At 63.7% G+C, this 25,011-nt stretch carries 22 protein-coding genes; 10 read left to right on the top strand and 12 right to left on the bottom strand.

Translation table 11 applies throughout. The features are described from left to right. Positions 1-27: 27 nt before the first annotated feature. The 8 genes from CBW50_RS04110 to CBW50_RS04075 form a co-directional block, all read right to left on the bottom strand. Positions 28-807, bottom strand: coding sequence for a hypothetical protein (locus tag CBW50_RS04110; RefSeq protein WP_139842393.1), 780 nt, complete (start codon positions 805-807; stop codon positions 28-30). Next, on the bottom strand, positions 804-2,003 hold the full coding sequence (locus tag CBW50_RS04105) for a DNA-binding transcriptional regulator (RefSeq protein WP_086144333.1): 1,200 nt from the start codon (positions 2,001-2,003) through the stop codon (positions 804-806). Before CBW50_RS04105 ends, CBW50_RS04110 begins: the two co-directional genes overlap by 4 nt. A 67-nt stretch (positions 2,004-2,070) precedes the next feature. Further along, entirely contained in the window at positions 2,071-3,213 is a 1,143-nt protein-coding gene (locus CBW50_RS04100) for a sugar ABC transporter permease (RefSeq protein ID WP_086144332.1), read from the bottom strand. Continuing rightward, positions 3,210-4,796: a D-xylose ABC transporter ATP-binding protein gene (xylG, locus tag CBW50_RS04095; RefSeq protein WP_086144331.1), complete on the bottom strand. Its 1,587-nt coding sequence runs from the start codon at positions 4,794-4,796 to the stop codon at positions 3,210-3,212. Before xylG ends, CBW50_RS04100 begins: the two co-directional genes overlap by 4 nt. A gap of 102 nt (positions 4,797-4,898) precedes the next feature. Next, on the bottom strand, positions 4,899-5,900 hold the full coding sequence (gene xylF, locus CBW50_RS04090; RefSeq protein WP_216356311.1) for a D-xylose ABC transporter substrate-binding protein: 1,002 nt from the start codon (positions 5,898-5,900) through the stop codon (positions 4,899-4,901). A 125-nt stretch (positions 5,901-6,025) separates the two neighbouring features. Next, positions 6,026-7,813, bottom strand: a complete 1,788-nt coding sequence (locus tag CBW50_RS04085; protein ID WP_086144330.1) for an IlvD/Edd family dehydratase — start codon at positions 7,811-7,813, stop codon at positions 6,026-6,028. Further along, complete coding sequence (locus tag CBW50_RS04080) at positions 7,810-8,577, bottom strand: SDR family NAD(P)-dependent oxidoreductase (RefSeq protein WP_086144329.1); 768 nt, start codon at positions 8,575-8,577, stop codon at positions 7,810-7,812. The genes CBW50_RS04085 and CBW50_RS04080 overlap by 4 nt, the downstream gene beginning before the upstream one ends. A 170-nt stretch (positions 8,578-8,747) precedes the next feature. Continuing rightward, positions 8,748-9,908, bottom strand: coding sequence for a fumarylacetoacetate hydrolase family protein (locus CBW50_RS04075; RefSeq protein ID WP_086144328.1), 1,161 nt, complete (start codon positions 9,906-9,908; stop codon positions 8,748-8,750). 429 nt (positions 9,909-10,337) lie between these two features. On the opposite strand from CBW50_RS04075, the gene chvE reads away from it, so the two are divergent. The 3 genes from chvE to mmsB all read left to right on the top strand — a co-directional run bounded on the left by chvE (position 10,338) and on the right by mmsB (position 14,222). Then, positions 10,338-11,360: a multiple monosaccharide ABC transporter substrate-binding protein gene (chvE, locus tag CBW50_RS04070; RefSeq protein WP_301178798.1), complete on the top strand. Its 1,023-nt coding sequence runs from the start codon at positions 10,338-10,340 to the stop codon at positions 11,358-11,360. 113 nt (positions 11,361-11,473) lie between these two features. After that, the gene (mmsA, locus tag CBW50_RS04065; protein WP_086144326.1) at positions 11,474-13,015 is read left to right on the top strand and encodes a multiple monosaccharide ABC transporter ATP-binding protein; all 1,542 of its coding nucleotides are present in this window, start codon (positions 11,474-11,476) and stop codon (positions 13,013-13,015) included. Continuing rightward, a complete protein-coding gene (gene mmsB / locus CBW50_RS04060) occupies positions 13,005-14,222 on the top strand; it encodes a multiple monosaccharide ABC transporter permease (RefSeq protein ID WP_086144325.1) in 1,218 nt (405 codons plus the stop codon). The genes mmsA and mmsB overlap by 11 nt, the downstream gene beginning before the upstream one ends. 181 nt (positions 14,223-14,403) lie before the next feature. On the opposite strand, the gene CBW50_RS04055 is transcribed toward mmsB, so the two are convergent. Together CBW50_RS04055 and CBW50_RS04050 are read right to left on the bottom strand one after the other, a co-directional pair. Beyond that, the gene (locus CBW50_RS04055; RefSeq protein WP_086144324.1) at positions 14,404-16,038 is read right to left on the bottom strand and encodes an NAD(P)-binding protein; all 1,635 of its coding nucleotides are present in this window, start codon (positions 16,036-16,038) and stop codon (positions 14,404-14,406) included. Beyond that, the gene (locus CBW50_RS04050) at positions 16,038-17,549 is read right to left on the bottom strand and encodes a polyamine aminopropyltransferase (RefSeq protein WP_086144323.1); all 1,512 of its coding nucleotides are present in this window, start codon (positions 17,547-17,549) and stop codon (positions 16,038-16,040) included. The genes CBW50_RS04055 and CBW50_RS04050 overlap by 1 nt, the downstream gene beginning before the upstream one ends. A gap of 59 nt (positions 17,550-17,608) precedes the next feature. Between CBW50_RS04050 and CBW50_RS04045 the strand changes: the two genes are divergently transcribed. From CBW50_RS04045 to rsgA, 7 genes are all read left to right on the top strand, one after another. Further along, the gene (locus CBW50_RS04045; protein WP_070288892.1) at positions 17,609-17,995 is read left to right on the top strand and encodes a DUF350 domain-containing protein; all 387 of its coding nucleotides are present in this window, start codon (positions 17,609-17,611) and stop codon (positions 17,993-17,995) included. Between the two features lie 31 nt (positions 17,996-18,026). Continuing rightward, positions 18,027-19,067 carry an SPFH domain-containing protein gene (locus tag CBW50_RS04040; protein ID WP_086144322.1) on the top strand — a complete coding sequence of 347 codons (1,041 nt, stop codon included), beginning with the start codon at positions 18,027-18,029 and terminating at the stop codon, positions 19,065-19,067. A gap of 20 nt (positions 19,068-19,087) precedes the next feature. Next, a complete protein-coding gene (locus tag CBW50_RS04035; protein WP_086144321.1) occupies positions 19,088-20,551 on the top strand; it encodes a DUF4178 domain-containing protein in 1,464 nt (487 codons plus the stop codon). After that, positions 20,548-20,724, top strand: a complete 177-nt coding sequence (locus CBW50_RS29245) for a hypothetical protein (RefSeq protein ID WP_157792409.1) — start codon at positions 20,548-20,550, stop codon at positions 20,722-20,724. Before CBW50_RS04035 ends, CBW50_RS29245 begins: the two co-directional genes overlap by 4 nt. Before the next feature lie 2 nt (positions 20,725-20,726). Next, a complete protein-coding gene (gene speD, locus CBW50_RS04030) occupies positions 20,727-21,098 on the top strand; it encodes an adenosylmethionine decarboxylase (protein WP_086144320.1) in 372 nt (123 codons plus the stop codon). 63 nt (positions 21,099-21,161) lie between these two features. After that, on the top strand, positions 21,162-21,716 hold the full coding sequence (locus tag CBW50_RS04025) for a hypothetical protein (protein WP_086144319.1): 555 nt from the start codon (positions 21,162-21,164) through the stop codon (positions 21,714-21,716). A gap of 283 nt (positions 21,717-21,999) precedes the next feature. Then, positions 22,000-23,070, top strand: coding sequence for a ribosome small subunit-dependent GTPase A (gene rsgA / locus CBW50_RS04020; protein WP_086144318.1), 1,071 nt, complete (start codon positions 22,000-22,002; stop codon positions 23,068-23,070). Between the two features lie 56 nt (positions 23,071-23,126). Here rsgA and CBW50_RS04015 read toward each other — a convergent pair whose 3' ends face one another. Further along, entirely contained in the window at positions 23,127-23,546 is a 420-nt protein-coding gene (locus CBW50_RS04015; RefSeq protein WP_058050961.1) for a F0F1 ATP synthase subunit epsilon, read from the bottom strand. A 62-nt stretch (positions 23,547-23,608) separates the two neighbouring features. Next, on the bottom strand, positions 23,609-25,009 hold the full coding sequence (gene atpD, locus CBW50_RS04010; RefSeq protein ID WP_034752705.1) for a F0F1 ATP synthase subunit beta: 1,401 nt from the start codon (positions 25,007-25,009) through the stop codon (positions 23,609-23,611). Between the last annotated feature and the right edge of the window lie 2 nt (positions 25,010-25,011).

The following is a 25,011-nucleotide window of genomic DNA, read 5'->3' as shown; positions in this document are numbered from 1 at the left end:
GTAGAACTGCCCCGCATATCTGACCAATCACTTATTTGACATCATTGATACCGGTTCGGATATGTCAAACGCGTCGAGATCCTGCACGCCCAAGCGGTAGGCGAGCTGGAACCCCATCACCTGTCCCGGCTGCATTTGCGCGCCCTGCGCCAGCAGGGAAAAACAGCGCGCATCGGAATACAGATGGCAGCTGTCCTGGGTGCTGGAAAAACGCAGGACCCGGCCGGAAGCGGGGTCGGCAACCCGCGCCGCCTCGCGCAGCGGGCCGCTGCCCGTCCAGTAAAAGTCATGCCGGAATCCCGGCAAGTTCACCAGCGCAGGCCAGGCCAGGCGTGAAGCGAGCGGCGCCGGTKGGCGGAAGTCAAACGCGCTGCCCGCCACATCGAGCGCAGCGTCGCCCGCGCAGCCGCCGGGCCAAGGCCCAGGCCGGTAACGGTCCGCGGCCAGGCGCAGCACATGGTCGCCCACGGCGGCGCGGCCGCCCTGCAGGTTGAAGCGGGGCGCGGCAAGCGCAAAACGGGAAACCGTATCGGCCGTGGCGGCGCAGTCGAGGTGCAGGCTGCCATCGTCGTCAAGCCGGTAGGCCAGGCGCACCGACAGGCCGTCGTGCGCCAGGTGCAGCAGCAAGCGGCCGTCGTCCGGCGGCGCGCACTGCCAGCCCGCAGGCGCACGCGCCGCAGGGGGCGCGGCGCCCAGCACGTCGGCCAGGCGGCCATAACGGTCGGGCGCCCACCAGGCCCGCACGCTGGCGTCGTGCGCGTCGATGGCCACGCGCATGCCGCGCGCATTGCGCAGCAGATGCATCATGGCGCCTGCCCGGGCGCTGGCGGCGGCCGGCTGCGCTGCTGGAATTCGCGCGGCGTGCAACCGAGTTCGCGCTTGAAGACGGCGTGCATGTACTGCACCGTGGTAAAGCCGCAACGCACGGCCACCTCGGACACCTGCCCCGGCCCGTGCGCCAGCAGGGTCTTGGCCGCATCGAGCTTGAAATGCAGGATCTCGTCGTGCACGCTGCGCCCCAACTCGTGGCGGAAGTGCGCTTCGAGCGAGGAGCGTGACACGCCCACGTAATCGGCCACCTGCTCCGTCTTGATGCCCTGGCAGGCGTACTGGCGGATGAAGTGGCGCGCCTGCATCACCTGCGGATGCTGGAAGGGCTGGTGGCGCGTGGAAGCGAGCACGTTCAGGCCGGCCGGCGGCACCAGGATGCGCGTGCCGGACAGGCGCGCGCCGTTGAGCATCTGGTGCAGCAAATGCGCGGCCGTGCGGCCCATTTCCTCGGTGCCCTGGATCACGGAACTCAAGGGTATGCGCGTGAGCATGCGCGCCAGCGGGTCGTTGTCGATGCCGATCAGGGCCACTTGCTCCGGCACGGCGATACCCGCGTGCATGCACGCTTGCAGCAGCTGGCGCGCGCGCGCGTCGCTGACAGCGATGATGCCGACGGGTTTTTCCAGGCTGTTGAGCCAGGCGATCTGCTGCTCCACCGCCTCGTCCCAAGACGGCGCGCTGGTGGCCACGCCCCGGTACACGTCGGCGCGCATGTGGTCGCGCTCCATCAGGGCGCAAAACGCTGTTTCCCGTTCCTGGGCCCAGCGGTTGACATCGGCCTCGGGCAGGCTGAAACAGGCAAAGCGGCTCAGGCCCGCTTCCACCAGGTGTTCATAGGCCAGCTTGACGATCTTGAAATTATCGGTCGCCACATACGGGATGCCGGCCGGGTAATCGTCCGCGCGCGCATACGAGCCGCCCACGGCCACCACGGGCAGGCGGCTGTTTGACAGCGCCGCGCACACGGCGGGATCGTCGAAATCGGCGATGATGCCGTCGCCCTGCCAGCGTTCGATGCCGGGCAGGCGGCAGCGGAAATCCTCTTCCAGGAACAGGTCCCACGACACGCGCGTGGTGTTCAGGTAGGCGGCGATGCCGGCGATGATGTCGCGGTCGTAGATTTTATTCCCGTTAAACAGCAGCGCGATCCGGTGCGCGGTCGGTAATTTCATGCTGGTGTCTCCTCCATGTGGCGGCCGCGACGTATTTTCGTCCCTGGCTGCCGGTCGCGCATCGGTTTTACCGGCGTCCCGCCCTTGTACTGACATCGACCCAGACGGCGAGGGTCAGAATACTGCCTTTCACGATCATCTGCCAGTAGGTGTCCACGTCCAGCATGGACATGCCGTTATCGAGGCTGGCCATCACCAGCGCGCCGATCAGGGCGCCGTACACGGTGCCCGAACCGCCGCGCATCGAGGTGCCGCCGATGAAGCAGGCGGCAATCGCATCGAGTTCGCTGAAAGTGCCGGCCGACGGCGAACCGGCCGCCAGGCGGCCCGTGTTGATCAGCCCCGCCAGCGCGCACATCAGGCCCATGATGCCGAATATCCACAGCTTGACGGCTTTGACGTTGATGCCGGACAAACGCGTCGCTTCCATATTGCTGCCGACGGCGTAGATGCGGCGGCCGAACACAGTCTGGCTGGTGATGTAGCTGAACAATCCCAGCAAGGCCAGCAACAGCAGCACGGGCAGCGGGATGCCTTCATAGCCGTTCAGGGTCCGCACGAAGGCATACAGCACGGCGCCGATGACGGCCAGGCGCAGGCCGTCGGCCCAGGGCGCCGTCTGCGGCAAGCCATGCCGGGCGCGGCTGACGCGCGCGCGCCACGTCAAAAAGGCGGCCAGCAGGAACAGGCCGATGCCCAGCACGATGCCGGGCACCGCGGGCAGGTAACCCTGTCCCAGGTAGACCATCGGCTCGGAGACGGGGGCGATCGTAATGCCGCCCGTGATGCCCAGCAGGATGCCGCGATATGCCAACATGCCGCCCAGGCCGACGATGAAGGACGGAATACCCCGGTATGCCGTCAGGTAGCCATTCAAGAGGCCGATCACCAGGCCGCAGCCCAGCACCGCCATCAGGTTCAGCGCCAGCGGCCAGTGCTGCGTTACGTCCAGCACGGCGGCGATGCCGCCGAGTAGCCCCAGCAGGGAGCCGATCGACAGGTCGATCTCGCCGGCGATAATCACCAGCACCATGCCGCAGGCGAGGATGCCGGTGACGGACATCTGGCGCAGCAGATTCGACAGGTTGCGCGGCGTGAGGAAGCTGCCCTGCGTCTTCCACGAAAAGAAGGCCCAGATCAGCGCCACGGCGATCAGCAGGGCCAGCATCTTGTATTGGGTGAACAGCTGTTTGATACTGTGCGGTTTCATGCTGCGGGTTCCTTGTTTGCTGTATTGGCGGCGAGCGCCGGGCGCTGATCCAGCGCTGCCGCCAGCACGGTTTCCTGGCTCAGGCCATCGTTGATAAAGTCGCCGCGCAGGCGGCCTTCGCCCATCACCAGCACGCGGTCGGACACGCCCAGCACTTCGGCCAGTTCCGACGAGACCATGATGATGGCCACGCCCCGGTCGGCCAGTGCCAGCATCAGTTTGTAGATTTCATATTTGGCGCCCACGTCCACGCCGCGCGTGGGCTCGTCGAGGATCAGCACGCGCGGGCGCGTCAGCAGCATCTTGGCCAGCACGGCCTTTTGCTGGTTGCCGCCCGACAGGCTCGTAATGGGCAACGACGGGCTGGCCGCCTTCAGTTCCAGCTGCGTGATCTCGTCGCGCACGGCCCTCAATTCCGCCTCGCCATCGATGCGCGTGACACGCGAAAATTCCTCCAGCACGGCCAGGGTGATGTTCTGCCCCACGTCGAGGTCGGGCACGATGCCATGATGTTTGCGGTCCTCCGGCACCATGGCCAGGCCCATGCCGATGGCCTTTTGCGGGGAGGAAGTGTCGATGCGGCGGCCATCGAGCCACACTTCGGCCTGGCAAGGCCCCTGGTAAGCGCCGAACAGGGCCGAGACGAGCTCCGTACGCCCCGCCCCCACCAGGCCGGCGATGCCTAGGATCTCGCCACGGCGCAGGGTGAACGACACATCGTCGACCCGCTTGCGCTGCGGATTGTCGGCATCGATGCAGCTCACGTGGCGCGCCTCGAACAGCACCTCGCCGATGACCGCTGGCTGCGCGCGCTGCGGGTACAGCTGGCTCATTTCGCGGCCCACCATCTGCGCGATGATGCGCTCGACGTTCATCTGCGCCATCGGCGTGGTGGCGATATGCTTGCCGTCGCGAATGACGACGATGGTGTCGCAGATGGCCGCCACTTCATCGAGCTTGTGCGAAATATAGATGCAGGTGACGCCCTTGGCCTTCAGCGCGCGCAGGATATCGAGCAACACGGCGATTTCCGACGCCGTCAGCGACGACGACGGCTCGTCGAGTATCAGCAGGCGCGCGTTCTTGTTGAGCGCCTTGGCGATTTCCACCAGCTGCTGGTGACCGCCGCCGTAATTCATCACGGGCATCGCCACGTTCAGCTCGGGTATCTTCAATTCGCGCAGCAGTTCGTCCGCGCGCTTGTACATGGCCGCGTAATGCATGCGCCCGCCCGGCAGAGTGAGCTCGCGGCCCATGAAGATATTCTCGGCCACGGACAGCTGCGGCACCAGCATCAGTTCCTGGTGGATGATGATGATGCCCGCGTCTTCCGTGTCGCGGATCGATTGCGCGCGCAGGGGCTGGCCATCCCACAGGATCTCGCCGTCCCAGGTGCCGTGCGGGTACACGCCGGACAGCACCTTCATCAGGGTCGACTTGCCGGCGCCATTCTCGCCGCACAGGCCGATGCACTCGCCGGCCCGCACCTGCAGGTCGATGCCGTCAAGCGCGCGGACACCGCCTACGCGGACGTCGCCAAACTGTTTGACGATGCCTTTCATTTCAAGCAGATAGTCGGACATGCTCACTCTCGTTGCGGATTAACAGAAATCATGGGTCAGTCCCTGCGGGATCGGAGTGCGCCCCATTGGGGCGTACTCCCCCGGCGGGTCTGCCCCCAGCTTTTAGTTGCCCAACTGAGCTTTGGTATAAAAACCGTCATCGACGAGAATGTTCACATTCGCCTTGGTCAAGGGCGTGGGTTTCAGCAGTACCGTGCTGACCTTTTTCAGGCCGTTGTCATAGCTGGAGTTGTAGGCCGGCTTTTCATTGCGCGCCAGTTGCACGGCCAGCCTGGCCGCTTCAGCGGCGATGGTTTTCAGGGGTTTGTAGACGGTCATCGACTGCGTGCCGGCGATGACGCGTTTGACCGCCGCCAGATCGGCGTCCTGGCCCGAGACCGGCACCTTGCCGGCCAGTTTTTGCGCGGCCAGGGCCTGGATGGCGCCGCCGGCCGTGCCGTCGTTCGAGGCGACGATGGCGTCGATCTTGTTGCCGTTGGCCGTCAGCGCGTTTTCCACGATGGACAGCGCTTCGGTGGCGCTCCAGTCCTTCACCCACTGCTGGCCGACGATCTTGATGTCGCCCTTGTCGATGAACGGTTTGAGCACCTTCATCTGGCCTTCGCGCAGCATCTTGGCGTTGTTGTCGGTCGGTGAGCCGCCCAGCAAGTAGTAATTGCCCTTCGGCTGCAGCTTGGTCACGCCTTCGGCCTGCATCTCGCCCACTTTCTCGTTGTCGAACGAGATATACGCATCGATATCGGCGTTCAGGATCAGCCGGTCATACGACAGCACCTTGATGCCGGCCTTTTTCGCTTCCTTGACGGTGTTGTTGAGCACAGTGGCGTTGAACGGCACGATCACCAGCACGTCCACGCCGCGCGAGATCAGGTTTTCGATCTGCGAAATCTGGCGCTGTTCGCTGGCGTCGGCCGACTGCACGAAGACCTTGGCGCCCTGCTTTTCGGCCGCGGCGATGAAGAAGTCGCGGTCGCGCGTCCAGCGCTCGACGCGCAAATCGTCGATGGAAAAGCCGATCTTCGGGTTTTTCGCATCGGCCAGGGCGGCGCTGCTGCTCAATGCCAGCACGGCGGTCATGATGGCTGCACTGATGATCTTGTTCATTGTGTGTCTCCTTGTGGATTTTATTAACGACGTTTTTTTAACTGCGGGTGCTGCTGAAAAATGTGGCGATGCCGGTGTTGTCGGGTTACGCGCGAAGCGCTAACCCGACCTAGGTGCTGCGACTGCTAATGGTTGTGACGCGGCAGGGTCTGTCCCACGGCGCGGTATTTCAGGGCCAGCTCCATGCAGGCGCCCGTTTCCAGCTGGCCCACGCTGGCGCGGTAGATTTCCTGCCACGGCGTGGCGCTGTCGTTGACGGGCGGCGGCAGTTCCTGGGCGCGGCGCGCCAGTTCAGCAGCATCGACCAGCATGTCGCACTGCCCCCCGTTCAGGTCCACGCGGATGATGTCGCCCGTGCGCAGCAGCGCCAGGCCGCCGCCCACGGCGCTTTCCGGCGATGCGTTCAGGATCGACGGGCTGTCCGAGGTGCCCGACTGGCGCCCGTCGCCCAGGGTCGGCAGGTTCAAAATGCCCGCCTTGAGCAAGGCATCGGGCGGCTGCATGTTGACCACTTCGGCCGAACCGGGCCAGCCCACGGGACCGGCGCCGCGCATGACCAGCATGCAGCTGTCGTCGATATTGAGCGCCGGGTCGTTGATGCGCGCGTGATAGTCGCTTGAACCGTCAAAGACGATGGCGCGCGCCTCGAACACGCCCTCGCTGCCGGGACGTGACAGATAGCGCTCGCGGAAAGCGGGCGAGATCACGCTGGTCTTCATGATGGCGAAGTCGAACAGGTTGCCCTGCAAGGCCATAAAGCCGGCCTTTTCCTTCAGCGGCGCGGCAAACGGGCGGATCATCTCGCGGTCCGCGCTTTCACGGCCCGCCAGGTTCGCCGCCATCGTCTGGCCCGTGACGGTAGGCCGCTCGGCATGCAGCAAGCCCGCCTGCTGCAGCTCCCACATCACGGCCGGCACGCCGCCGGCGCGGTGGAAGCGCTCGCCCAGGAATTTGCCGGCCGGCTGCATGTTCAACAGCAGCGGCACGTCGTAGCCGTGTTCCATCCAGTCGCTCGAATGCAGTTCCACGCCCGCATGGCGCGCCATGGCCATCAGGTGCGGCTGGGCGTTGGTGGAGCCGCCGATGGCCGCGTTGACGATGATGGCGTCCAGGAAGGCCTCGCGCGTGAGGATGCTCGACGGGCGCACGTCCTCATGCGCCATGCCGACGATGCGGCGCCCCGTTGCATAGGCGATCTGACCCCGCTCGCGGTACGGCGCGGGGATGGCCGAGCAGCCCGTCAGGGACATGCCCAGCGCTTCGGCCAGCGCATTCATGGTCGATGCCGTGCCCATGGTGTTGCAGTGGCCGGCCGACGGCGCCGAGGCGGCGGCGATCTGCAGGAATTTGTCGTTGTCGATCATGCCGGCGGACAGCTGGCGGCGGCCCTTCCAGATGGCCGCGCCGGACCCGACCAGTTCGCCGTCCATCCAGCCGTCGAGCATGGGCCCGCCCGACAGCACGATGGCAGGAATGTCCACCGTGGCGGCGGCCATCAGTTGCGCCGGCGTGGTCTTGTCGCAGCCCGTCGTCAGCACCACGGCGTCGATCGGGTAGCCATGCAGGATTTCCACCAGGCCCAGATAGGCCAGGTTGCGGTCCAGCGCGGCCGTGGGACGGCGGCAGTTTTCGAAGATCGGGTGCAGCGGGAACTCCATCGGGATGCCGCCCGCGTCGCGGATGCCGTCGCGCACGCGCTGCGCCAGCTCCAGGTGGATGCGGTTGCAGGGACTGATATCGCTGCCGCTTTGCGCGATGCCGATGATGGGCCGGCCCGAACGCAGTTCCTCGGCCGTGATGCCGTAGTTCATGAAGCGCTCGAGGTACAGCGCCGTCATGTCGATGTGGTCGGGATTGTCGAACCAGTCCTGCGAGCGGAAGCGCCGCGCCTGGCGGTTGCCTGGGGTGCTCATGCGCCGTACCAGCCGGCGTCGACATAGTATTCGCGGCCGGCGCACTTGGCCGCGTTGTCGGACGCGAGGAACAGCGCCAGCGCCGCCACGTCTTCCGGCTCCACGCGCGTCTGCAGGCATTGTCCCTGCAGGATCACGGCTTCCGCTTCCGGCGTATGCCACAGCCGCTCCTGGCGCGGCGTGCGCACGGCGCCGGGAATGATGCAGTTGACGCGGATGCCGTCAGCACCCAGGTCGCGCGCCAGTCCACGGGTCAGGCCCTCGATGCCCGCCTTCGCCGTCATGTAGATCGACAGGTTCGCCTGCGCCAGGTGCCAGGAAATCGAGCCCAGGTTGAGGATCACGCCGCTGCCCTTGGCGCGCATGGCCGGCGCCACTGCCTGGGCGCAGAAATACTGGTGGCGCAGGTTGACGGCGATGCGCTCGTCCCAGTAGGCGGGCGTAACATCCCGCAGCTGGTGGCGGTCGTCATTGGCCGCATTGTTGACGAGGATATCCGTGGCGCCCGCGCTGTGTTCGATCTCGGCGAAGGTGGCGGCCAGGGCTGCCAGGTCCGTCAGGTCGCAGTAACGGAAAACGGGCGACTGCGGCAGGTGCGCCAGCTTTTCCTGCAGCGCCAGCGACGCCTCGCGGGCGATGTCGAGAAAGGTGACGTGGGCGCCCTGGCGCGCGAACGCCTCGACGATGGCCACGCCGATGCCGGTGCCGCCGCCCGTGATGACGACGCGCTGACCTGCCAGGCTGGGGTAAGTTGCATGCTGCATGGTGTCTCTCTGTTTAGGAACGCTTAACCAATCCTATTGCGCGTCGAGATTTGCGGCCTCCGATGCTCACTGACTCGGCGTCCCCGTGCATGCGCACAGCTCCGCTTCTCAGCCACAACTCTCATCCGCTCGCTACGGTTTTGTTAAACGCGTTCGAAGTTAATAAATAATTAAAGCAAACCGCGTCGGGCCAGGTTCTGGTACAGCGCGCGCACGCCAAACGTCCAGGGGGCAATCTCATCGCAGCGCTGCACTTCATTGACCAGCGCGCCCAGCGCGGCGCTGGCAATCGTCACGCGGTCGCCCAGGTGGTGCGTAAAGCCGCCGCCCTGCGCGCCGCGGTCCTTCACGGGCGAGAACATGGTCCCCAGGAACAGCATGAAGCCGTCCGGATACTGGTGGTACTGGCCTGCCGTCTGGCGCACGAGGTCGAGCGGGTCGCGGCTAATCTCGCGCATGAAGCTGGCGCCTTCGAGCACAAAGCCGTCGTCCGCGCCCTCGATCAGCAGCGACACTTCCGCCTGGCGCACGGTGTCGAGCGTGTAGTGTTCGTCGAACAGGCGAATGAAGGGGCCGATGGCGCAGGAACCGTTGTTATCCTTGGCCTTGCCCAGCAAGAGGGCGCTGCGCCCTTCGATGTCGCGCAGGTTGACGTCGTTGCCCAGGGTCGCTCCCAGCACCTCGCCGCGGCTGTTGACGGCCAGGACGATCTCCGGCTCGGGGTTGTTCCAGGCAGACGATGGCAGCAAGCCCACCTGCGCGCCGCAGCCCACCGACGACATCGGCTGCGCCTTGGTAAACACTTCCGCCTCGGGGCCGATGCCTACTTCCATGTATTGCGACCAGGCGCCGCGCTGCTGCAGCTGCTGTTTCAGGCGCTGCGCCGCCTCCGAGCCCGGTTTTAATGCGGACAAGTCGCCGCCCAGCGTCGTTTGCAGGGCGGCGCGCAGGCTTGCCGCGCGCGCCGCGTCGCCGCCCGCCTGTTCCTCGATCACCCGTTCGAGCAGGCTGACGGCGAAGGTCACGCCGCAGGCCTTGACGGCCTGCAGGTCGCACGGCGCCAGCAGCAAAGGCTCGCCGGCCGGCGCGGCCAGCGCCTGCGCCAGCAGCGCCTGCACGGGACCGAGCGCGATCCCGGGTGCATGGCGGGCGATATCGAGCGCATCGCTGCGTTCGAACAGCCCGGACACCGTCGCTGCCGTCTGCGTGATGTCGATCACCTCGCCGCCGCGCACGGCGATGACGCAGGGGCCGTCACGCCAGATGCGGCCGATGAGGAGCGCCTGCGCCAGTTCGGCGGGCAACAGGGAGGCAGGGGAAATCGGCTGCATGGCAAGCTTTCAAAAGGTCGTGACGGGATGGCTGGTCTTCAAGTCCGGACCGATTCTGCGCGCCGCCCTGTGTCGCCGCAATTACGAAAATCACCAAATTGAATGATGATTATTGGTATTGCAGCGCACAAAAAAAAGCCGCCGCCCGGCCTGCGCTGCCGCCCTGTCCGCAGGCGGGAAGGGGCGCTATGGCGCATTGCATCAATTGGCCCATCGATATCGTTTTGGATATCGCCAATGCGAAAAAAGTGATTGGTGAGGGATGGATGGACAAACTAGTATCAGCCGTGGCCCGCAATCGGCCATTCGCACGGAGCCCGCCCACTGGACGACGGCCCTGGCACATTCAACTATCGAAGACGGTGGAGACCTGAAATGAAAACAACAATGAAAATGCTGACCGCGAGCCTGGCGCTGGCCATCTCCGGCATGGCGGCAATACCCGTGGCAAGCGCCGCCGACAAGGGCGCGATCGGCATCTCGATGCCAACCAAGTCGTCCATGCGCTGGATCGCCGACGGCGACAACATGGTCAGGGTATTCAAGGAGCGCGGCTACAAGACGGACTTGCAGTTTGCCGACGACGACATCCCGAACCAGCTGGCGCAGGTGGAAAACATGATCACCAAGGGCGCCAAGGTGCTGGTGATCGCCGCCATCGACGGCACCACCTTGTCGAACGTGCTGCAAAAGGCGGCCGACAAGGGCATCAAGGTCATTTCGTATGACCGTCTGATCCGCGGCACGAAAAACATCGATTACTACGCCACCTTCGACAACTTCCAGGTCGGCGTGCTGCAAGCGGGCTATATCGAATCGGCGCTGAAACTCAAGGAAGGCAAGGGCCCGTTCAATATCGAACTGTTCGGCGGCTCGGCCGACGACAACAACGCGCACTTCTTCTACAACGGCGCGCTGTCGGTCCTGAAACCATACATCGACAGCGGCAAGCTGGTGGTGCGCTCGAAGCAGATGGGCATGGAAAAGGTCGCCACCCTGCGCTGGGACGGCGCCGTGGCGCAGGCACGCATGGACAACCTGCTCAGCGCCTACTACGGCAATGCGCGCGTCGACGCGGTGCTGTCGCCATATGACGGCTTGAGCATCGGCATCCTGTCCTCGCTCAAGGGTGTCGGCTACGGCACGCCGAAACAGCCCTTCCCCGTCGTCACGGGCCAGGATGCGGAAATCCCGTCGGTGAAATCGATCATCCGCGGCGAACAGGCATCGACCGTGTTCAAGGACACGCGCGAACTGGCCAAGGTCACGGCCAACATGGTCGACGCGATGATGAGCGGCAAGGCGCCGGCCGTCAACGACACCAAGACCTATAACAACGGCGTGAAGGTCGTGCCGTCCTACCTGTTAAAACCGGTCACCGTCGACAAGGCGAACTGGAAGCAGGTGCTCGTCACCGGCAGCGGCTACTACACGGAAGCGCAAGTGAAATAAGCATCCATGCTACTGAAGGCCCGGCACTGCCGGGCCTTTCGCTTCACGCACGATCAAGAACAAGACTGCCGCACGACCGCTGCCCACCAGCGCGGCCGTGCCAGAGAGGTTATATGACGAACACTATCCTGGAAATGCGCGGGATACGCAAAACATTCCCGGGCGTCGTTGCGCTCGACAATGTCAACCTGCGGGTACGCAGCGGCGAGATCCACGCCATCGTCGGCGAAAACGGCGCCGGCAAATCCACGCTGATGAAAGTGCTGAGCGGCGTCTATGGCCATGGCAGCTATACGGGCGACATCGATTACCAGGGCCAGACGCGGCACTTCCGCGGCATCAAGGACAGCGAAGAAATCGGCATCATCATCATCCACCAGGAACTGGCGCTGGTGCCCCAGCTGTCGATCGCCGAGAATATCTTCCTCGGCAACGAGCCGGCCCATATGGGCGTCATCGACTGGGAATACGCGCAAGGCAAGACGCGCGAACTGCTGCAGAAAGTCGGCCTGAAGGAGTCCCCGGACACCCTGATCACCAATCTGGGCGTGGGCAAACAGCAGCTGATCGAAATCGCCAAGGCGTTGTGCAAGGACGTCAAGCTGCTGATCCTCGACGAGCCGACGGCCAGCCTGAATGAAAGCGACAGCGCGGCCCTGCTCGACCTGCTGCTGGGCCTGAAAGCCCAGGGCATCGCCTCGATCCTGATTTCGCACAAGCTCAATGAAATCTCAAGAGTCGCCGACGCCATCACGGTGCTGCGCGACGGGAACACGGTCGACAGCTTCGACTGCCGCACGGAGCCCGTCAGCGAAGACCGCATCATCGAAAAAATGGTCGGGCGCGAGATGGCCGACCGCTATCCGCCGCGCACGCCCAGCATCGGCGAGACCATTTTCGAAGTGCGCGACTGGCGCGTCTTCCATCCCGAGCATGCCGACCGCCCCGTCATCAAGGGCATCAATCTGCACGCCAAAAAGGGCGAGATCATCGGCATCGCCGGCCTGATGGGCTCCGGGCGCACGGAACTGGCAATGAGCCTGTTCGGGCGCGCCTACGGCCAGCGCATCAGCGGCACGGTGCTCAAGCATGGCCAGGAAATCGACGTCAGCACCATTGGCAAGGCGATCGCCCACGGCCTCGCGTATGTTACGGAAGACCGCAAGGGCCTGGGCCTGATCCTCGAGGAAGACATCCAGAAGAACACCAGCCTGGCCAATCTGGACGCGATTTCGCAGCACATGGTGATCGACGAGCAGCGTGAATTCAGCGTGGCCGAGGAGTTCCGCCGCAAGCTCAAGACCCGTTGCTCGAGCGTGGCGCAGAAGGTGGTCAACCTGTCCGGCGGCAACCAGCAGAAAGTGGTGCTGGCGAAATGGCTGTTTTCGCGCCCCGACGTGCTGATCCTCGATGAACCGAGCCGCGGCATCGACGTGGGCGCAAAGTACGAGATCTACAGCATCATCAGCGAGCTGGCCGCCGAAGGCAAATGCATCATCATGATTTCCTCGGAAATGCCGGAATTGCTGGGCATGTGCGACCGGATCTATGTCATGAACGAAGGCCGCTTCGCGGCAGAACTGAGCGCGGCAGAGGCATCGCAGGAGCGCATCATGCGCGCGATCGTTACACACGGAGAAAACAATGGACAATAAACTGACAGCGGGAGCGGCGGCAGGCACCACCCCCGGCACCGCGCCGCAAGCGAAAAGCTATGCCGGCTTCCTGAAAAACAATATGCGCGACTACGGCATGCTGCTCTCCCTGATCGTCATCATGGGCTTTTTTCAGTACATGACCGACGGCACGCTGATGCAGCCGCTGAACCTGACCAACCTGGTGCTGCAAAACAGCTACATCGTCATCATGGCGCTGGGCATGCTGATGGTCATCGTGGCCGGCCATATCGATTTGTCCGTCGGCTCGGTGGTCGGCTTCGTCGGCGCGCTGGCGGCCGTCCTGATCGTCAACTATCACATGCATTTTGTCGCCGCCAGCATCCTCTGCCTGCTGGCCGGCGCCGTCATCGGCGGTGCGCAAGGCTATTTCGTCGCCTTCTTCAAGATCCCGTCGTTTATCGTCACCCTGGCCGGCATGCTGGTGTTCAAGGGCCTGACCCTGGCGCTGCTGGCAGGCCAGTCGGTCGGCCCTTTCCCGGAAGGCTTCCAGATGCTCAGCTCGGGCTTCCTGCCCGACCCGTTCGGCGGCGAAAACCTGCGCGGCCTGTCCCTGCTGCTGGGCGTGATCGCCGCCGCGGCGCTGATCGTCACCTCGCTGCGCAGCCGCGCCAAGCAGCTGAAGCACGGCATGGAAAACGAGCCGCGCGCCTTCTTCCTGCTGAAAAACGCCATCTTCGCGGCCGTGATGGTGTATTTCAGCTACCTGCTGGCGTCGTACCGCGGCTTCCCCAACGTGCTGGCCGTGATGTCGCTGCTCATCGTCGCCTACACCTTCATCACCAACCGCACCGTGCTGGGCCGTCGCGTGTATGCCGTGGGCGGCAATGAAAAGGCGGCGCGCCTGTCCGGCATCAAGACGGAACGGGTCAGCTTCTACACCTTCGTCAACATGGGCATGCTGGCCGCGCTGGCCGGCCTGATCTTCGCGGCGCGCCTGAACACGGCCACGCCGAAGGCGGGCACGGGTTTCGAGCTGGACGTGATCGCCGCCTGCTTCATCGGCGGCGCGTCGGCCTCGGGCGGCGTGGGCAAGGTGATGGGAGCCGTCATCGGCGCCTTCATCATGGGCGTGATGAACAACGGCATGTCCATCATGGGCATCGGCATCGATTATCAGCAGGTGATCAAGGGCCTGGTACTGCTGGCGGCCGTGTTCATCGACGTGATCAACAAAAACAAATAGACCGGTTCGAGCCTTAGGGGGCTCTGGCCGGCGCTTGCGCCGGCCTTTTTATATATAACGTCGGACAAAAGCGTAGCGAGCGGCAGCAAGTTGGGGCTAAGAAGCGCAGCTGTGCTTTAGCATGGGGCCGCCGAGGCAGTGAGCATCGCAGGCCACAAATTGCCACGCGCAGTAGCTTATGTCAGACGTTAGCCGCCAGCCGCGCCGCCCTATCCCCCCACCACGCCGCCTCTTCGAACACGGAAAAGCCCGACAAATCCGCATGCGCGAACAGGATGGCGCCGTCGTGTTCGCGCAAGGCCTTCAAGCCCGCGTTGCTGCGGAATCCCGGCAAGGGCGCTGCCATGGCGTGACCGCGCACGGTGATGTCGACGCGCTCGACGCAGCTGGCAAAATCGCGCCCATACGCCGTCTTTAAATCGACGCTGGCCAGCGCCAGCAGTTCTTCGGGGCTGGCCGTGTCGAGCCACTTGCGCGCTTGCTGCGGCGTGCGGTCGGACAGTGCCACGTAGGCGCTGAAAACGGTTTTCTCGGGCGGGCGCACGCGGATGTCCTGGTGGGTCGAGACGACATAGCCAAGGCCAGGTTCCTGGTACACCACGTTGTCCCAGCACAGGGGCGCATGCGGCAGTTCGTCGGGAAAGCGTTTAAGTAAAAAATTCGCCACCATCCACGGCGCATACGCGGGCGTATCGCGTTTCGCGTCGAAGCCATAGTCGGCGATGTTCTTCACCACGCGCGCCGCCACGTACAAAGGCATGGCGCAGATGGCCTTGCGCGCCTTGACCAGATAGGTGCGCGGCTGGCCGTCGACCAGTTCCAGGCACAGCGCTTCCACGCCGTTGGCCGTCGTCGTGAGGGAAACCACCGTGCCCGCGTGGCGCCGGACCTTGGACGCCTGTTCCATGGCCGTGGCGACCGGCTGCATGCCGCCCGGCCAGGTCAGCCAGGCGCCGTTGCCAGCATTGGCCGCCTGGCCCCAGCGGCTGCAGTAGTAATGCAGGCCGGCCCAGGCCGAAACCTGATCGTAGCGCGTGCCGTAATCGTCGCGGCAGCAGTAATTCAGGTACCAGTGCAGGGTGGGCGAGGTATAGCCTTCGCGTTCCATCCACTGCTTCAAGGTGATGGTGTCGAACGCCTGCCAGGCCGGGTCTTGCGACGACTCCACGGTAGGAAAGACGAAGACGCGCTTGCCATCGTTGCCATGCGCCTGGCGCAGGCGCCGCACCTCGGCAAAGAAGCGCTCATGCTGCGCGAGCTCCTCGGGCGGCACGCCTTCGGTGGGAATGAAGCCGTCCTGCCACTGACCGTTGAACAGCAATCGCTCTTCCGGCGCGTGCAGGATGTAGCGCTCGTCGTAATATGGCTTTTCCGCCTGCGGGTCGCGCTCGATGATCCCCAGGTCGAACAGGATTTCGCGCACATGGGTCGATTCGGGCGACGGCAATGGCAGATAGTGGCCGCCGGTGGGATAGGCCAGGTCGCCGAAGTGGCCGCCGGCCGCGTTGCCATACGGCTGCGGGCCATCGATCATGAGAAAGTCCCTGTGCCCCAGCTTGTTCAAACGCCAGGCAGCCGTCAGGCCCGCGATGCCGGAGCCGAGGATGGCCACGTCGGTGCTCAAGGTACGCGAAGGCGGCGGCAGCGCCGTGCCCTCGCGCAGCAGCTTGCGCAAATAATGCCCCTCGCTGCGGCCCGGATACAGCACTGTCGGCGTGATTTCCTGCCAGCGCAGATACGCGGCGATGCTGCCGATGCCGGCGGCGGCTGCCGCTGTGCCGCCAGCGGCCCACAGCATGAAGGAGCGGCGCTGCATCAGCGGATCACCCGGTTCCAGTCCTGCTCGAATTCATGCACGAGCGACTGGGTATTCAAGCGGTTCGGCGCCATGGGCAGCGGCTGCATGTCGGGCGGGAAGATGAACATCTCGCGCGTGGTGTCCGCATTCAGGTAGCGCATCGGCAGGCGGTATTTCGTCGGCGGTGTGTAGTCGAGCTGGGGCGAGGCGAGGATAAAACCCCATTCGCCGAATGAAGGCACGTAGGCGTGGTAGGGCCAGGTGCGCATGCCCACTTCGCGCAGGGTCGAATTGATGGTCCAGTAGGCGTGCGGGGCAAAGAACGGCGACGTCGATTGCACCACCATCAAGCCCTTGGCCGCCAGGTGCTTTTTCACCAGGTCATAGAACGGCACCGAGTACAGTTTGCCGAGCGCGAAGCTGGACGGATCGGGGAAATCGACGATGGCCGCGTCGAACATGTCGCCGTTGTTGCGCAGCCAGACGGCGGCATCGGCATTGACGACGGTGACGCGCTTGTCCGAGAACGAGCTGTTATTTAACTTTGCCAGTTCCGGGCGCGTGGTAAACGCGGCCGTCATGGCAGGATCGAGGTCGACCACGGTGACGTGTTCGATGTGTGGATAACGCAGGATTTCGCGCAGCGCCAGGCCATCGCCGCCGCCCAGCACCAGCACGCGGCGCGCCCACGGCAAGGCTTCGAGCACGGGGTGCACCAGCGCCTCGTGGTAGCGGTACTCGTCGCGCGAGGAAAACTGCAGGTTGCCGTTGATGTACAGCCGCGTATCGTCCTTCCAGCGCGTGATCACCAGGCGCTGGTAGGGCGTGGTGGTGGAATACACGATCTGGTCGCCGAACAGGCCGTGCTCGCCCCAGGCCACCATGCGGTCGGACATGGCAAAGCCGGCGACCAGCACCAGCATCACGGCGCAGGCGCGCAGGAAGCGACCCGTGAGATTCTTCAGCTCCGCGCGGAACACGTAAATCGTCCACAGGCCCACGCCCACGTTGAGCATGCCGAACAAAAAGCCCGTGCGCACCAGGCCCAGGTAGGGCGACAGCACCAGCGGAAACAGCAGAGAGACGGCCAGCGCACCCAGGTAATCGAAGGTGAGCACGCGGCTGACCAGTTCGGAAAACTCCGTCTGGCGCGAGTTCAGGGCGCGCATCACCAGCGGCACTTCCATGCCGACCAGTGCGCCGATCAGGAACACCATCACATACAATAAGGTGCGAAATGGCGCGGCCATCCACGAGAACGTCATGAACAGGATGGCGGCCGACAGGCCGCCGATCAGGCCCACGGCCAGTTCGATGTCGACGAAGCGCGAGAGCACGTCGTCGTCCCGCACATACTTGGAAAAGTGAGCGCCCACACCCATGGCAAACAGGTAGCAGCCGATGATGGTGGAAAACTGCAGGATGGAGTCGCCGAGCAGGTAGCTGGACATGGCGCCGGCGATCAGTTCATACGCGAGGCCGCAGGAGGCGACCACGAAGACGGACAAAATCAGAATCTTTTTGTTCATTGGACTTTTTTTGTTCTAATATGCGTTGACGTTATCAAATACTCATTGCGAGGAAAGCCGTGCCCGCCATCCTAAACTATCTGATCCATCTTATACTGGCCGCCGCGCTGCTGATTGCCTTTTTTATCATCTACACGCGCGTCACGCCGTATAACGAAGTGCTGCTGATCCGACAGGGCAACCAGGCGGCGGCCCTGTCGCTGGGCGGCGCATTGCTGGGCTTTTCCGCCACCATCGCCTCGTCCCTCATGCACACGGCCGACTACCAGCAATTCTTCGCCTGGGCCTTCGGCGCCATGGTGGTGCAATTGCTCGCCTATGTGGTCACCACGCGCCTGCTGCGCATGTCGAAGGACCAGATCGAATCGAACAACAGCGCTTTCGGCGGCCTGCTGGGCGCCATTTCCCTGTCGATCGGCGCCATCAACGCCGCCTGCATTTCCTGACACCGCTTTATCTTATTCAAGGACATCCATCATGAGCCTCGGCAGCTTTATCAAGAAGCAGTTTATCGACGTACTGCAGTGGAACGAAGAGACAGAAGGCGTGCTGGCCTGGCGCTTCCCCATGCAGGATTTCGAGATCCAGAACGGCGCCATCCTGAATGTGCGCGAATCGCAGGTCGCCGTCTTCGTCAATGAAGGCAAGATCGCCGACGTCTTCGGTCCCGGCACGCACAAGCTGACGACGCAAACGTTACCGTTGCTGACCAACCTGAAAAACTGGGACAAGCTGTTCGATTCGCCGTTCAAGTCGGACGTGTATTACTTCAGCACCCGCGTGCAGACGGGCCGCAAGTGGGGCACGCCGCAGCCGATCACCATCCGCGACAAGGATTTCGACATGATCCGCGTGCGCGCCTTCGGCATGTATTCGTACCGCATCGCCGACGCCCGCACCTTCTTCACCGAGATCAGCGGCACGCGCGAAGTCTATACGCGCGACGAAGTGGAAGATCAATTGCGCGGCATTCTGATGTCGAGCATGGCCAGCTCGCTGGGCGGCGCGAATGTGCCCTTCCTCGACATGGCGGCCAACCAGGCGCTGATGGCGCAGGAGGTCAAGGATGGCCTGGCGCAGGCGTTTGCCCGCTACGGCGTGGGCCTCGATGAATTCAACGTGGCCAGCATCAGCCTGCCCGAGGAATTGCAGGCGGCGCTCGACGAGCGCATCTCGGCCGGCATGAAGGGCGGCCTGGGCGCCGACAAGATGAGCGGCTACACCAAGTTCCAGGTGGCCAACGCCATCCCGCTGGCGGCGCAAAACGAAGGCGGCATGGCCGGCATCGGCGCAGGCCTGGGCGCCGGGCTGTCGATCGGCCAGGTGATGGCGCAAAGCATGGGCAATGCGCTGCAGCAGCCCGCCCCGGCACCAGTTCCGGCGGCGCCACCGGCACCCGCCGAGGAACCGATCGAGGCGCGTCTGGAAAAACTCAAAGGTTTATTGGACAAGGGACTCATTTCGCCGGCCGACTACGACGGCGCCAAGGCTGAACTGCTGAAAAAACTGATCGGCTGATTAGAGCGAAATACGACTGCATGCAAACTGTTTCCTGTCCCAGCTGCGGCGCGGAAGTGCATTTCCGCTCGCATGCTTCCGTGCTCGCCGTGTGCGAGTACTGCCACAGCACCATCCTCAAGGACGCCGATGCCGTCAGGGACCTGGGCAAGATGTCGGCCGTCCTGGAAGACTATTCGCCCGTCCAGATCGGCACGGCCGGCGTGCACGACGGCGTGCACTTCACCGTTGTCGGGCGCATCCAGCAGCGCTACAGCGCCGGCACGTGGAACGAGTGGTATCTGCTGTTCGATGACGCCAGCACGGCGTGGCTGGGCGACTCGTCCAGCCTGTACACGCTGACGCGCGAGCGCGGCACGCAAGGTACTTTACCCGTCTTTGGCGAGCTGGCGCCCGGCAAGCGCTACACAATCTGCGGCGAGCCCTACACGGCAGCCGAGATCCGCAAGGCCGAATGCATCGCCGGCCAGGGCGAATTGCCCTTCAAGGTGGGCGCGGGCTGGCGCATCCAGGTGGCGGACTTCCGCAACTACGCCAGCTTCGTCACGCTCGACTACACGGATGGCCCGCAACCGGTCGTCTACCAGGGCGTCGCCGTCACCCTGGACGGCCTGCAATGCCAGCTGCTGCGCGACGACGAGGCCATCGCCACGAGCGCCGGCAAGTACCGCGGCAAGCTTGATGCACTCGACTGCCCGTCCTGCGGCAGCGGCATTCAATATGTACCCGGCGCGGCGGCGCAGCTGGTGTGCCCCGCCTGCCATGCGCAGCTCGACGCCAGCGGCCCGGAAGCGCAGGTGCTGGCCATCGGCAAGCAGGTGCACGAGAACGCCGACATCACGCTGGAGCTGGGCGCCAGCGCGAAGATCGGCAATGTGGATTTCACGGTGATCGGCATGATGCGCCGCGCCGACGACGAAGGCAGCGAGTGGAACGAATACCTGCTGTACAACGCGCGCGCCGGCTTCTTCTGGCTGGTGGAGACGGACGAGGGCTGGTCACGCTCGAACGTGCTGCCGAACTGGCCCAACTGGGCCTCGCTGGACGCCGCCAGCTGCACGCTCGATGGCGCCACCTACCGCAAACTGTACGACTACGGCTCGCAGGTCGTGTATGCGGCCGGCGCCTTCAACTGGAAGGTGGCCGTCGGCGACAGTGCGCGCGTGTTTGAATTCGAACAGGGACAAACAAAATTGGCGGCAGAGCTCAGCAACGAGGAAATGACCTGGTCGCGCTCCATGCCCGTCGCCTATGACCAGATGGCCGCCTGGTTCGGCGCCGCCTTCCATGGCGGCACCAAGGTACAGAATATCCAGATGAGCCACTGCGGCATCGCCAAGGTCTTCATCGTCATCGTGCTGGTCTTGAATGCGATCCCCATGTTCGTGTCGTTCTCCAGCACCTTGATGTGGAGTTTGCTGGGATGCCTGGCGCTGTTCCTGCCGGCCGTTTTTCTCGACAAAAATGCAAAGAATCCCCCATGAGTAAATACGTGATCTACGCCCTGATGGTGACGTTCTCCGTTACGGCCGCCAACTGGGTGCGCATGTTCAAGGTGGCCGGCAGCGGCAGCAGCGGCGGCAGCAGCTGGAGTTCGCGCACGGGCGGCGGCGGCGGCAGCTATGGCGGCGGCTCCAGCGGCGGCAGCCACAAGTAAGCATGACAGCCACACCGCATCTGCCCCTGGGCACCCATCTGCTGGCCGACCTGTCAGGCATTCACGCCGAATCCCTGCGTGACTGCGACGCGCTCGAAGGCCTGTTGCGCAATGCCGCTATCATCGCCGGCGCACAGGTGTTGCACGGCCATTTCCACAGCTTTGGGCCGGGCCACGGCGTCACGGGCGTGCTGTTGCTGGCCGAGTCGCACATTTCGATCCACACCTGGCCGGAATGCGGCTTTGCCGCCGTCGACATCTTCATGTGCGGCGCGGCCCGGCCGCAGCTGGCGCTGGACACCATCCAGGATGCGCTGCAGGCGCCGCATTGCCAGTTGCAGTCCGTGCGCCGCGCACCGCCAGGACATCCATAGCGGCGCTGGTGGATCGCGGAGGGATCGCTTACACTGTCGGCTGATCCTCCAACCGTGACTTCCATGCGCCGTTCCGCCCTCCTTGCCCTGCCCCTGCTGCTGCTGGTTTCCGCCTGCAACGACTACACGGCGCCCAGCCTGTACCAGGCCACCACGCCCGAGTGCAAGACGTGGACGGAAGGCTCGCGCTTCGAACTGCCGCGCGGTATCAGCATCTACGCCACGCCGCCCGTCACCTTGAAGGAGGGCGGCACGGAACTGGCGCTGATCTTCACCTTGCCCGTCGGTACCCAGGCCAGCTTCACGCGCCTGTCCTTCCTGCTGGAAGAACCGCACAAGCAGCCGTTCGCCGAGGCGAAAGTGCTGACCATCTACCAGCGCGGCATGAACCAGAAGGCAGAGATCGTCGACGTCATCGAGCAGTTGCCCATCATGTTTGCCGCCGTCGGCAACAGCAAGGAAACGCAATGGCGCTTGCGCCTGCAACTGCCGCGCCAGTTGCCGCAGCGCTTCGATTTATCCATGCCCGACATGCTCGTCGCCGGCAAGCGCTATCCGGTGCGCACGTTTACGTACCGCTATTTCCCCGAGCGCCAGGCTTACGGCATGTGCAGCTGAGCCACACCGTCCATTGACGACGGCGCAAGCCGCTGGCACACTGGCGTTTTCCATCACACAACAGGAGTAGACAACATGCGCCATTCGGATACTGCCGTGCTGTCGGCTGCCTGATCACCATCGTTCCAGTCTGCATTCATACAGCACTGACCTCGTTTTACCCTTGCGCGTGATCGCGTAGCCGACTTCCCCCTTTTTTCGTGCCAGTCATTGCGACTGGCGGTGCCTGCACGCGCAGGCTACACGTCCGCACGCGGACGATAGAATAAGGAATCACGCTACCATGATCGCATGCGATTTTGCGCAACTACGCCCCATCGGACTGCAGCAGGCCATCGCCAGCGCTGCCGCCCACCTCGACTTCTCGTCTTCCACCGCGCAGCTGATGCGCGTGAGCGCCGTGCATCGTGATAGCATCGGCGTGCACGATGGCGCCAGCGAACGCGCAGCACAGATCCTGCCGTGCCTGCAGCATGCATTGCAGCAGCAAGACACCACACTGGCCGTCGGCGACTGGGTCGCCACCGATGCCGATGCTGCTGCACACGGCTCCCTGTGGATAACCGAACGCTTATCCCCAGCCACCCAAATCGCCCGGCGCGGCAATGACGGGCGGCGCCAGGTGCTCGCCAGCAATGTCGATACGGCCCTGCTGGTGATGGGACTCGATGGAGACTTCAACCCGCGCCGCCTGGAACGCTATCTGGCCATCGTGCTGGCGGCGCATGTGACGCCCGTGGTGGTGTTGAGCAAGGCCGACGTGGCCGACGACGTGCCGGGCAAGCTGGCGCTGCTCAGACAGCGCCTGCCGCAGCACGTACCGCTGTTTGCCATCGACACGCGCCATGCGTATGACGTGGCCATCCTGGAACCCTGGCTGGGTGCCGGCCAGACCCTGGTGCTGCTCGGTTCATCGGGCGCCGGCAAGTCCAGCCTGACCAATACCCTGTGCGCGGCGGATCAAGCGACCAATGGCGTGCGCCACGGCGACGGACGCGGCCGGCATACGACGACAGCCCGCTCGCTGCACCTGTGCGCGGATGGTGCCTGCATCATCGACACGCCGGGCTTGCGCAGCTGGCAGGCCGATGCCGATGCCGATACGCTGGCGGCCACGTTTGACGACATCGCGGCGCTTGCCGCAACGTGCCAGTTTCGCGATTGCCGGCATGCCAGCGAACCCGGTTGCCAGGTCCGTGGCGCCGTCGATGGGGACCGCCTGCGCAACTATCACAAGCTGCTGCGCGACGCCCGCCGCAGCGAGGAGACGCCGCTCGAGCGCATTGCCGCGCGCGCCAAGTGGAAGACGATATTGAAGGCCGGAATGGAAAGGGGGAAAGACAAGCGCCGCTAATTTTTGCTGAAAAAAAAGGCAGCCCGCAGGCTGCCTTTCTTGTGCGGCGCAAAGAATTAAATCTTGCGCAGCTTCTGGATCGCTGCCAGTTGCGCAATCGCGCTGGCCAGCTCGGCTTGCGCTTGCGCGTAGTCGATGCCCGAATCCTTGTTGTGGATATTTTCTTCCGCCAACTTCTTCGCTTCCAGCGCTTTCGCTTCGTCGAGGTCGTGACCGCGGATCGCGGTATCGGCCAGGACGGTCACGGTATCCGGTTGCACTTCCAGCAGGCCGCCGGCAACGAAGACGAACTCTTCTTCAGCCTGGCCGACTACCTTGATGCGGACCGCGCCCGGACGGATGCGGGTAATCAAAGGCGTGTGGCGTGGGTAGATACCCAGCTCGCCCTGTTCACCCGGCAACGCGACGAATTCTGCTTCGCCTGAAAAAATCAGTTCTTCAGCGGAAACCACGTCAACGTGAATTGTGTGTGCCATGTGTGTCCTATCGGGTTGAAGAACCCCGCCGTCTAACGGGCGGGGTTAGGCCCAGACTTAACTTAGTTAAGTTTCTTGGCTTTTTCGATTGCTTCTTCGATCGTGCCGACCATGTAGAACGCTTGTTCCGGCAGGTGATCGAGTTCGCCCGAAGCGATCATTTTGAAGCCCTTGATCGTGTCTTTGAGCGAAACGTATTTACCGGGCGCGCCGGTAAAGACTTCAGCGACGTGGAAAGGCTGCGACAGGAAACGCTGCATCTTACGTGCACGGGCAACCAGCAGTTTGTCTTCCGGTGCCAGCTCGTCCATACCCAGAATCGCGATAATGTCGCGCAATTCCTTGTAGCGTTGCAGGGTCGTTTGCACGGCACGCGCGGTGTCATAGTGCTCTTGACCAACGATCAACGGATCGAGCTGACGCGAGGTCGAATCCAGCGGGTCCACGGCTGGGTAGATACCCAGGGAAGCGATGTCACGCGACAGCGCAACGGTCGAATCCAAGTGAGCAAACGTGGTAGCAGGCGACGGATCGGTGTAATCATCGGCTGGAACGTAGACGGCCTGGATCGAGGTGATCGAACCGGTCTTGGTCGACGTAATACGCTCTTGCAGACGGCCCATTTCTTCCGCCAGGGTCGGTTGGTAACCCACAGCCGACGGCATACGGCCCAGCAGTGCCGATACTTCGGTACCGGCCAGCGTAAAGCGGTAGATGTTGTCGACGAAGAACAGAACGTCCTTGCCTTCATCACGGAACGATTCAGCGATCGTCAGGCCGGTCAGCGCGACGCGCAGACGGTTACCTGGCGGTTCATTCATCTGACCGTAGACCATCGCGACCTTGGAGTTCTCCGGGTTTTCCAGATCGACCACTTTCGCGTCAGCCATCTCGTGGTAGAAGTCGTTACCTTCACGGGTACGCTCACCGACGCCGGCGAACACGGACACGCCGCTGTGCGCCTTGGCGATGTTGTTAATCAGTTCCATCATGTTCACGGTCTTGCCTACGCCAGCGCCGCCGAACAGACCCACTTTACCGCCTTTTGCAAACGGGCACACCAGGTCGATCACCTTGATGCCGGTTTCCAGCAGTTCTTGCGATGGCGACAGTTCGTCGTATGCGGGAGCGGTGCGGTGGATCGACGCGATCTGCTCGTGCGACACGGGGCCGCATTCGTCGATCGGGTTGCCCAGCACGTCCATGATGCGACCCAGGGTTGCTTTACCGACTGGCACCATGATAGGTTTGCCGGTGTTCTGGATCATCATGCCGCGACGCAGGCCATCGGACGAGCCGAGTGCAATGGTACGGACAATGCCGTCGCCCAACTGCTGTTGTACTTCCAGGGTCAGTTCCGAGCCTGCCATCTTCAAGGCATCAAATACCTTAGGCATCGCGTTGCGGGGAAACTCAACGTCCACCACAGCGCCGATACACTGAACGATTTTGCCATCAGCCATGT

The organism is Janthinobacterium sp. GW458P, assembly GCF_002127585.1.
In the GTDB taxonomy this organism is placed as follows: domain Bacteria; phylum Pseudomonadota; class Gammaproteobacteria; order Burkholderiales; family Burkholderiaceae_D; genus Janthinobacterium.
Note: the sequence above shows the minus strand (reverse complement) of the source record. Positions and strands in the feature narration are given on the sequence as shown.

Excerpts from the sequence above, each read along its gene's own strand:
- CBW50_RS04040 (WP_086144322.1), top strand. The coding sequence starts at position 18,027 with ATGAGCCTCGGCAGCTTTATCAAGAAGCAGTTTATCGACGTACTGCAG.
- mmsB (WP_086144325.1), top strand. The coding sequence starts at position 13,005 with ATGGACAATAAACTGACAGCGGGAGCGGCGGCAGGCACCACCCCCGGC.
- CBW50_RS04035 (WP_086144321.1), top strand. The coding sequence starts at position 19,088 with ATGCAAACTGTTTCCTGTCCCAGCTGCGGCGCGGAAGTGCATTTCCGC.
- xylG (WP_086144331.1), bottom strand. The coding sequence starts at position 4,796 with ATGTCCGACTATCTGCTTGAAATGAAAGGCATCGTCAAACAGTTTGGC.
- CBW50_RS04075 (WP_086144328.1), bottom strand. The coding sequence starts at position 9,908 with ATGCAGCCGATTTCCCCTGCCTCCCTGTTGCCCGCCGAACTGGCGCAG.
- rsgA (WP_086144318.1), top strand. The coding sequence starts at position 22,000 with ATGATCGCATGCGATTTTGCGCAACTACGCCCCATCGGACTGCAGCAG.
- CBW50_RS04055 (WP_086144324.1), bottom strand. The coding sequence starts at position 16,038 with ATGCAGCGCCGCTCCTTCATGCTGTGGGCCGCTGGCGGCACAGCGGCA.
- CBW50_RS29245 (WP_157792409.1), top strand. The coding sequence starts at position 20,548 with ATGAGTAAATACGTGATCTACGCCCTGATGGTGACGTTCTCCGTTACG.
- CBW50_RS04025 (WP_086144319.1), top strand. The coding sequence starts at position 21,162 with ATGCGCCGTTCCGCCCTCCTTGCCCTGCCCCTGCTGCTGCTGGTTTCC.
- chvE (WP_301178798.1), top strand. The coding sequence starts at position 10,338 with ATGGCGGCAATACCCGTGGCAAGCGCCGCCGACAAGGGCGCGATCGGC.
- CBW50_RS04050 (WP_086144323.1), bottom strand. The coding sequence starts at position 17,549 with ATGAACAAAAAGATTCTGATTTTGTCCGTCTTCGTGGTCGCCTCCTGC.
- atpD (WP_034752705.1), bottom strand. The coding sequence starts at position 25,009 with ATGGCTGATGGCAAAATCGTTCAGTGTATCGGCGCTGTGGTGGACGTT.
- xylF (WP_216356311.1), bottom strand. The coding sequence starts at position 5,900 with ATGAACAAGATCATCAGTGCAGCCATCATGACCGCCGTGCTGGCATTG.
- CBW50_RS04080 (WP_086144329.1), bottom strand. The coding sequence starts at position 8,577 with ATGCAGCATGCAACTTACCCCAGCCTGGCAGGTCAGCGCGTCGTCATC.
- mmsA (WP_086144326.1), top strand. The coding sequence starts at position 11,474 with ATGACGAACACTATCCTGGAAATGCGCGGGATACGCAAAACATTCCCG.
- CBW50_RS04015 (WP_058050961.1), bottom strand. The coding sequence starts at position 23,546 with ATGGCACACACAATTCACGTTGACGTGGTTTCCGCTGAAGAACTGATT.
- CBW50_RS04085 (WP_086144330.1), bottom strand. The coding sequence starts at position 7,813 with ATGAGCACCCCAGGCAACCGCCAGGCGCGGCGCTTCCGCTCGCAGGAC.
- CBW50_RS04100 (WP_086144332.1), bottom strand. The coding sequence starts at position 3,213 with ATGAAACCGCACAGTATCAAACAGCTGTTCACCCAATACAAGATGCTG.
- CBW50_RS04105 (WP_086144333.1), bottom strand. The coding sequence starts at position 2,003 with ATGAAATTACCGACCGCGCACCGGATCGCGCTGCTGTTTAACGGGAAT.
- speD (WP_086144320.1), top strand. The coding sequence starts at position 20,727 with ATGACAGCCACACCGCATCTGCCCCTGGGCACCCATCTGCTGGCCGAC.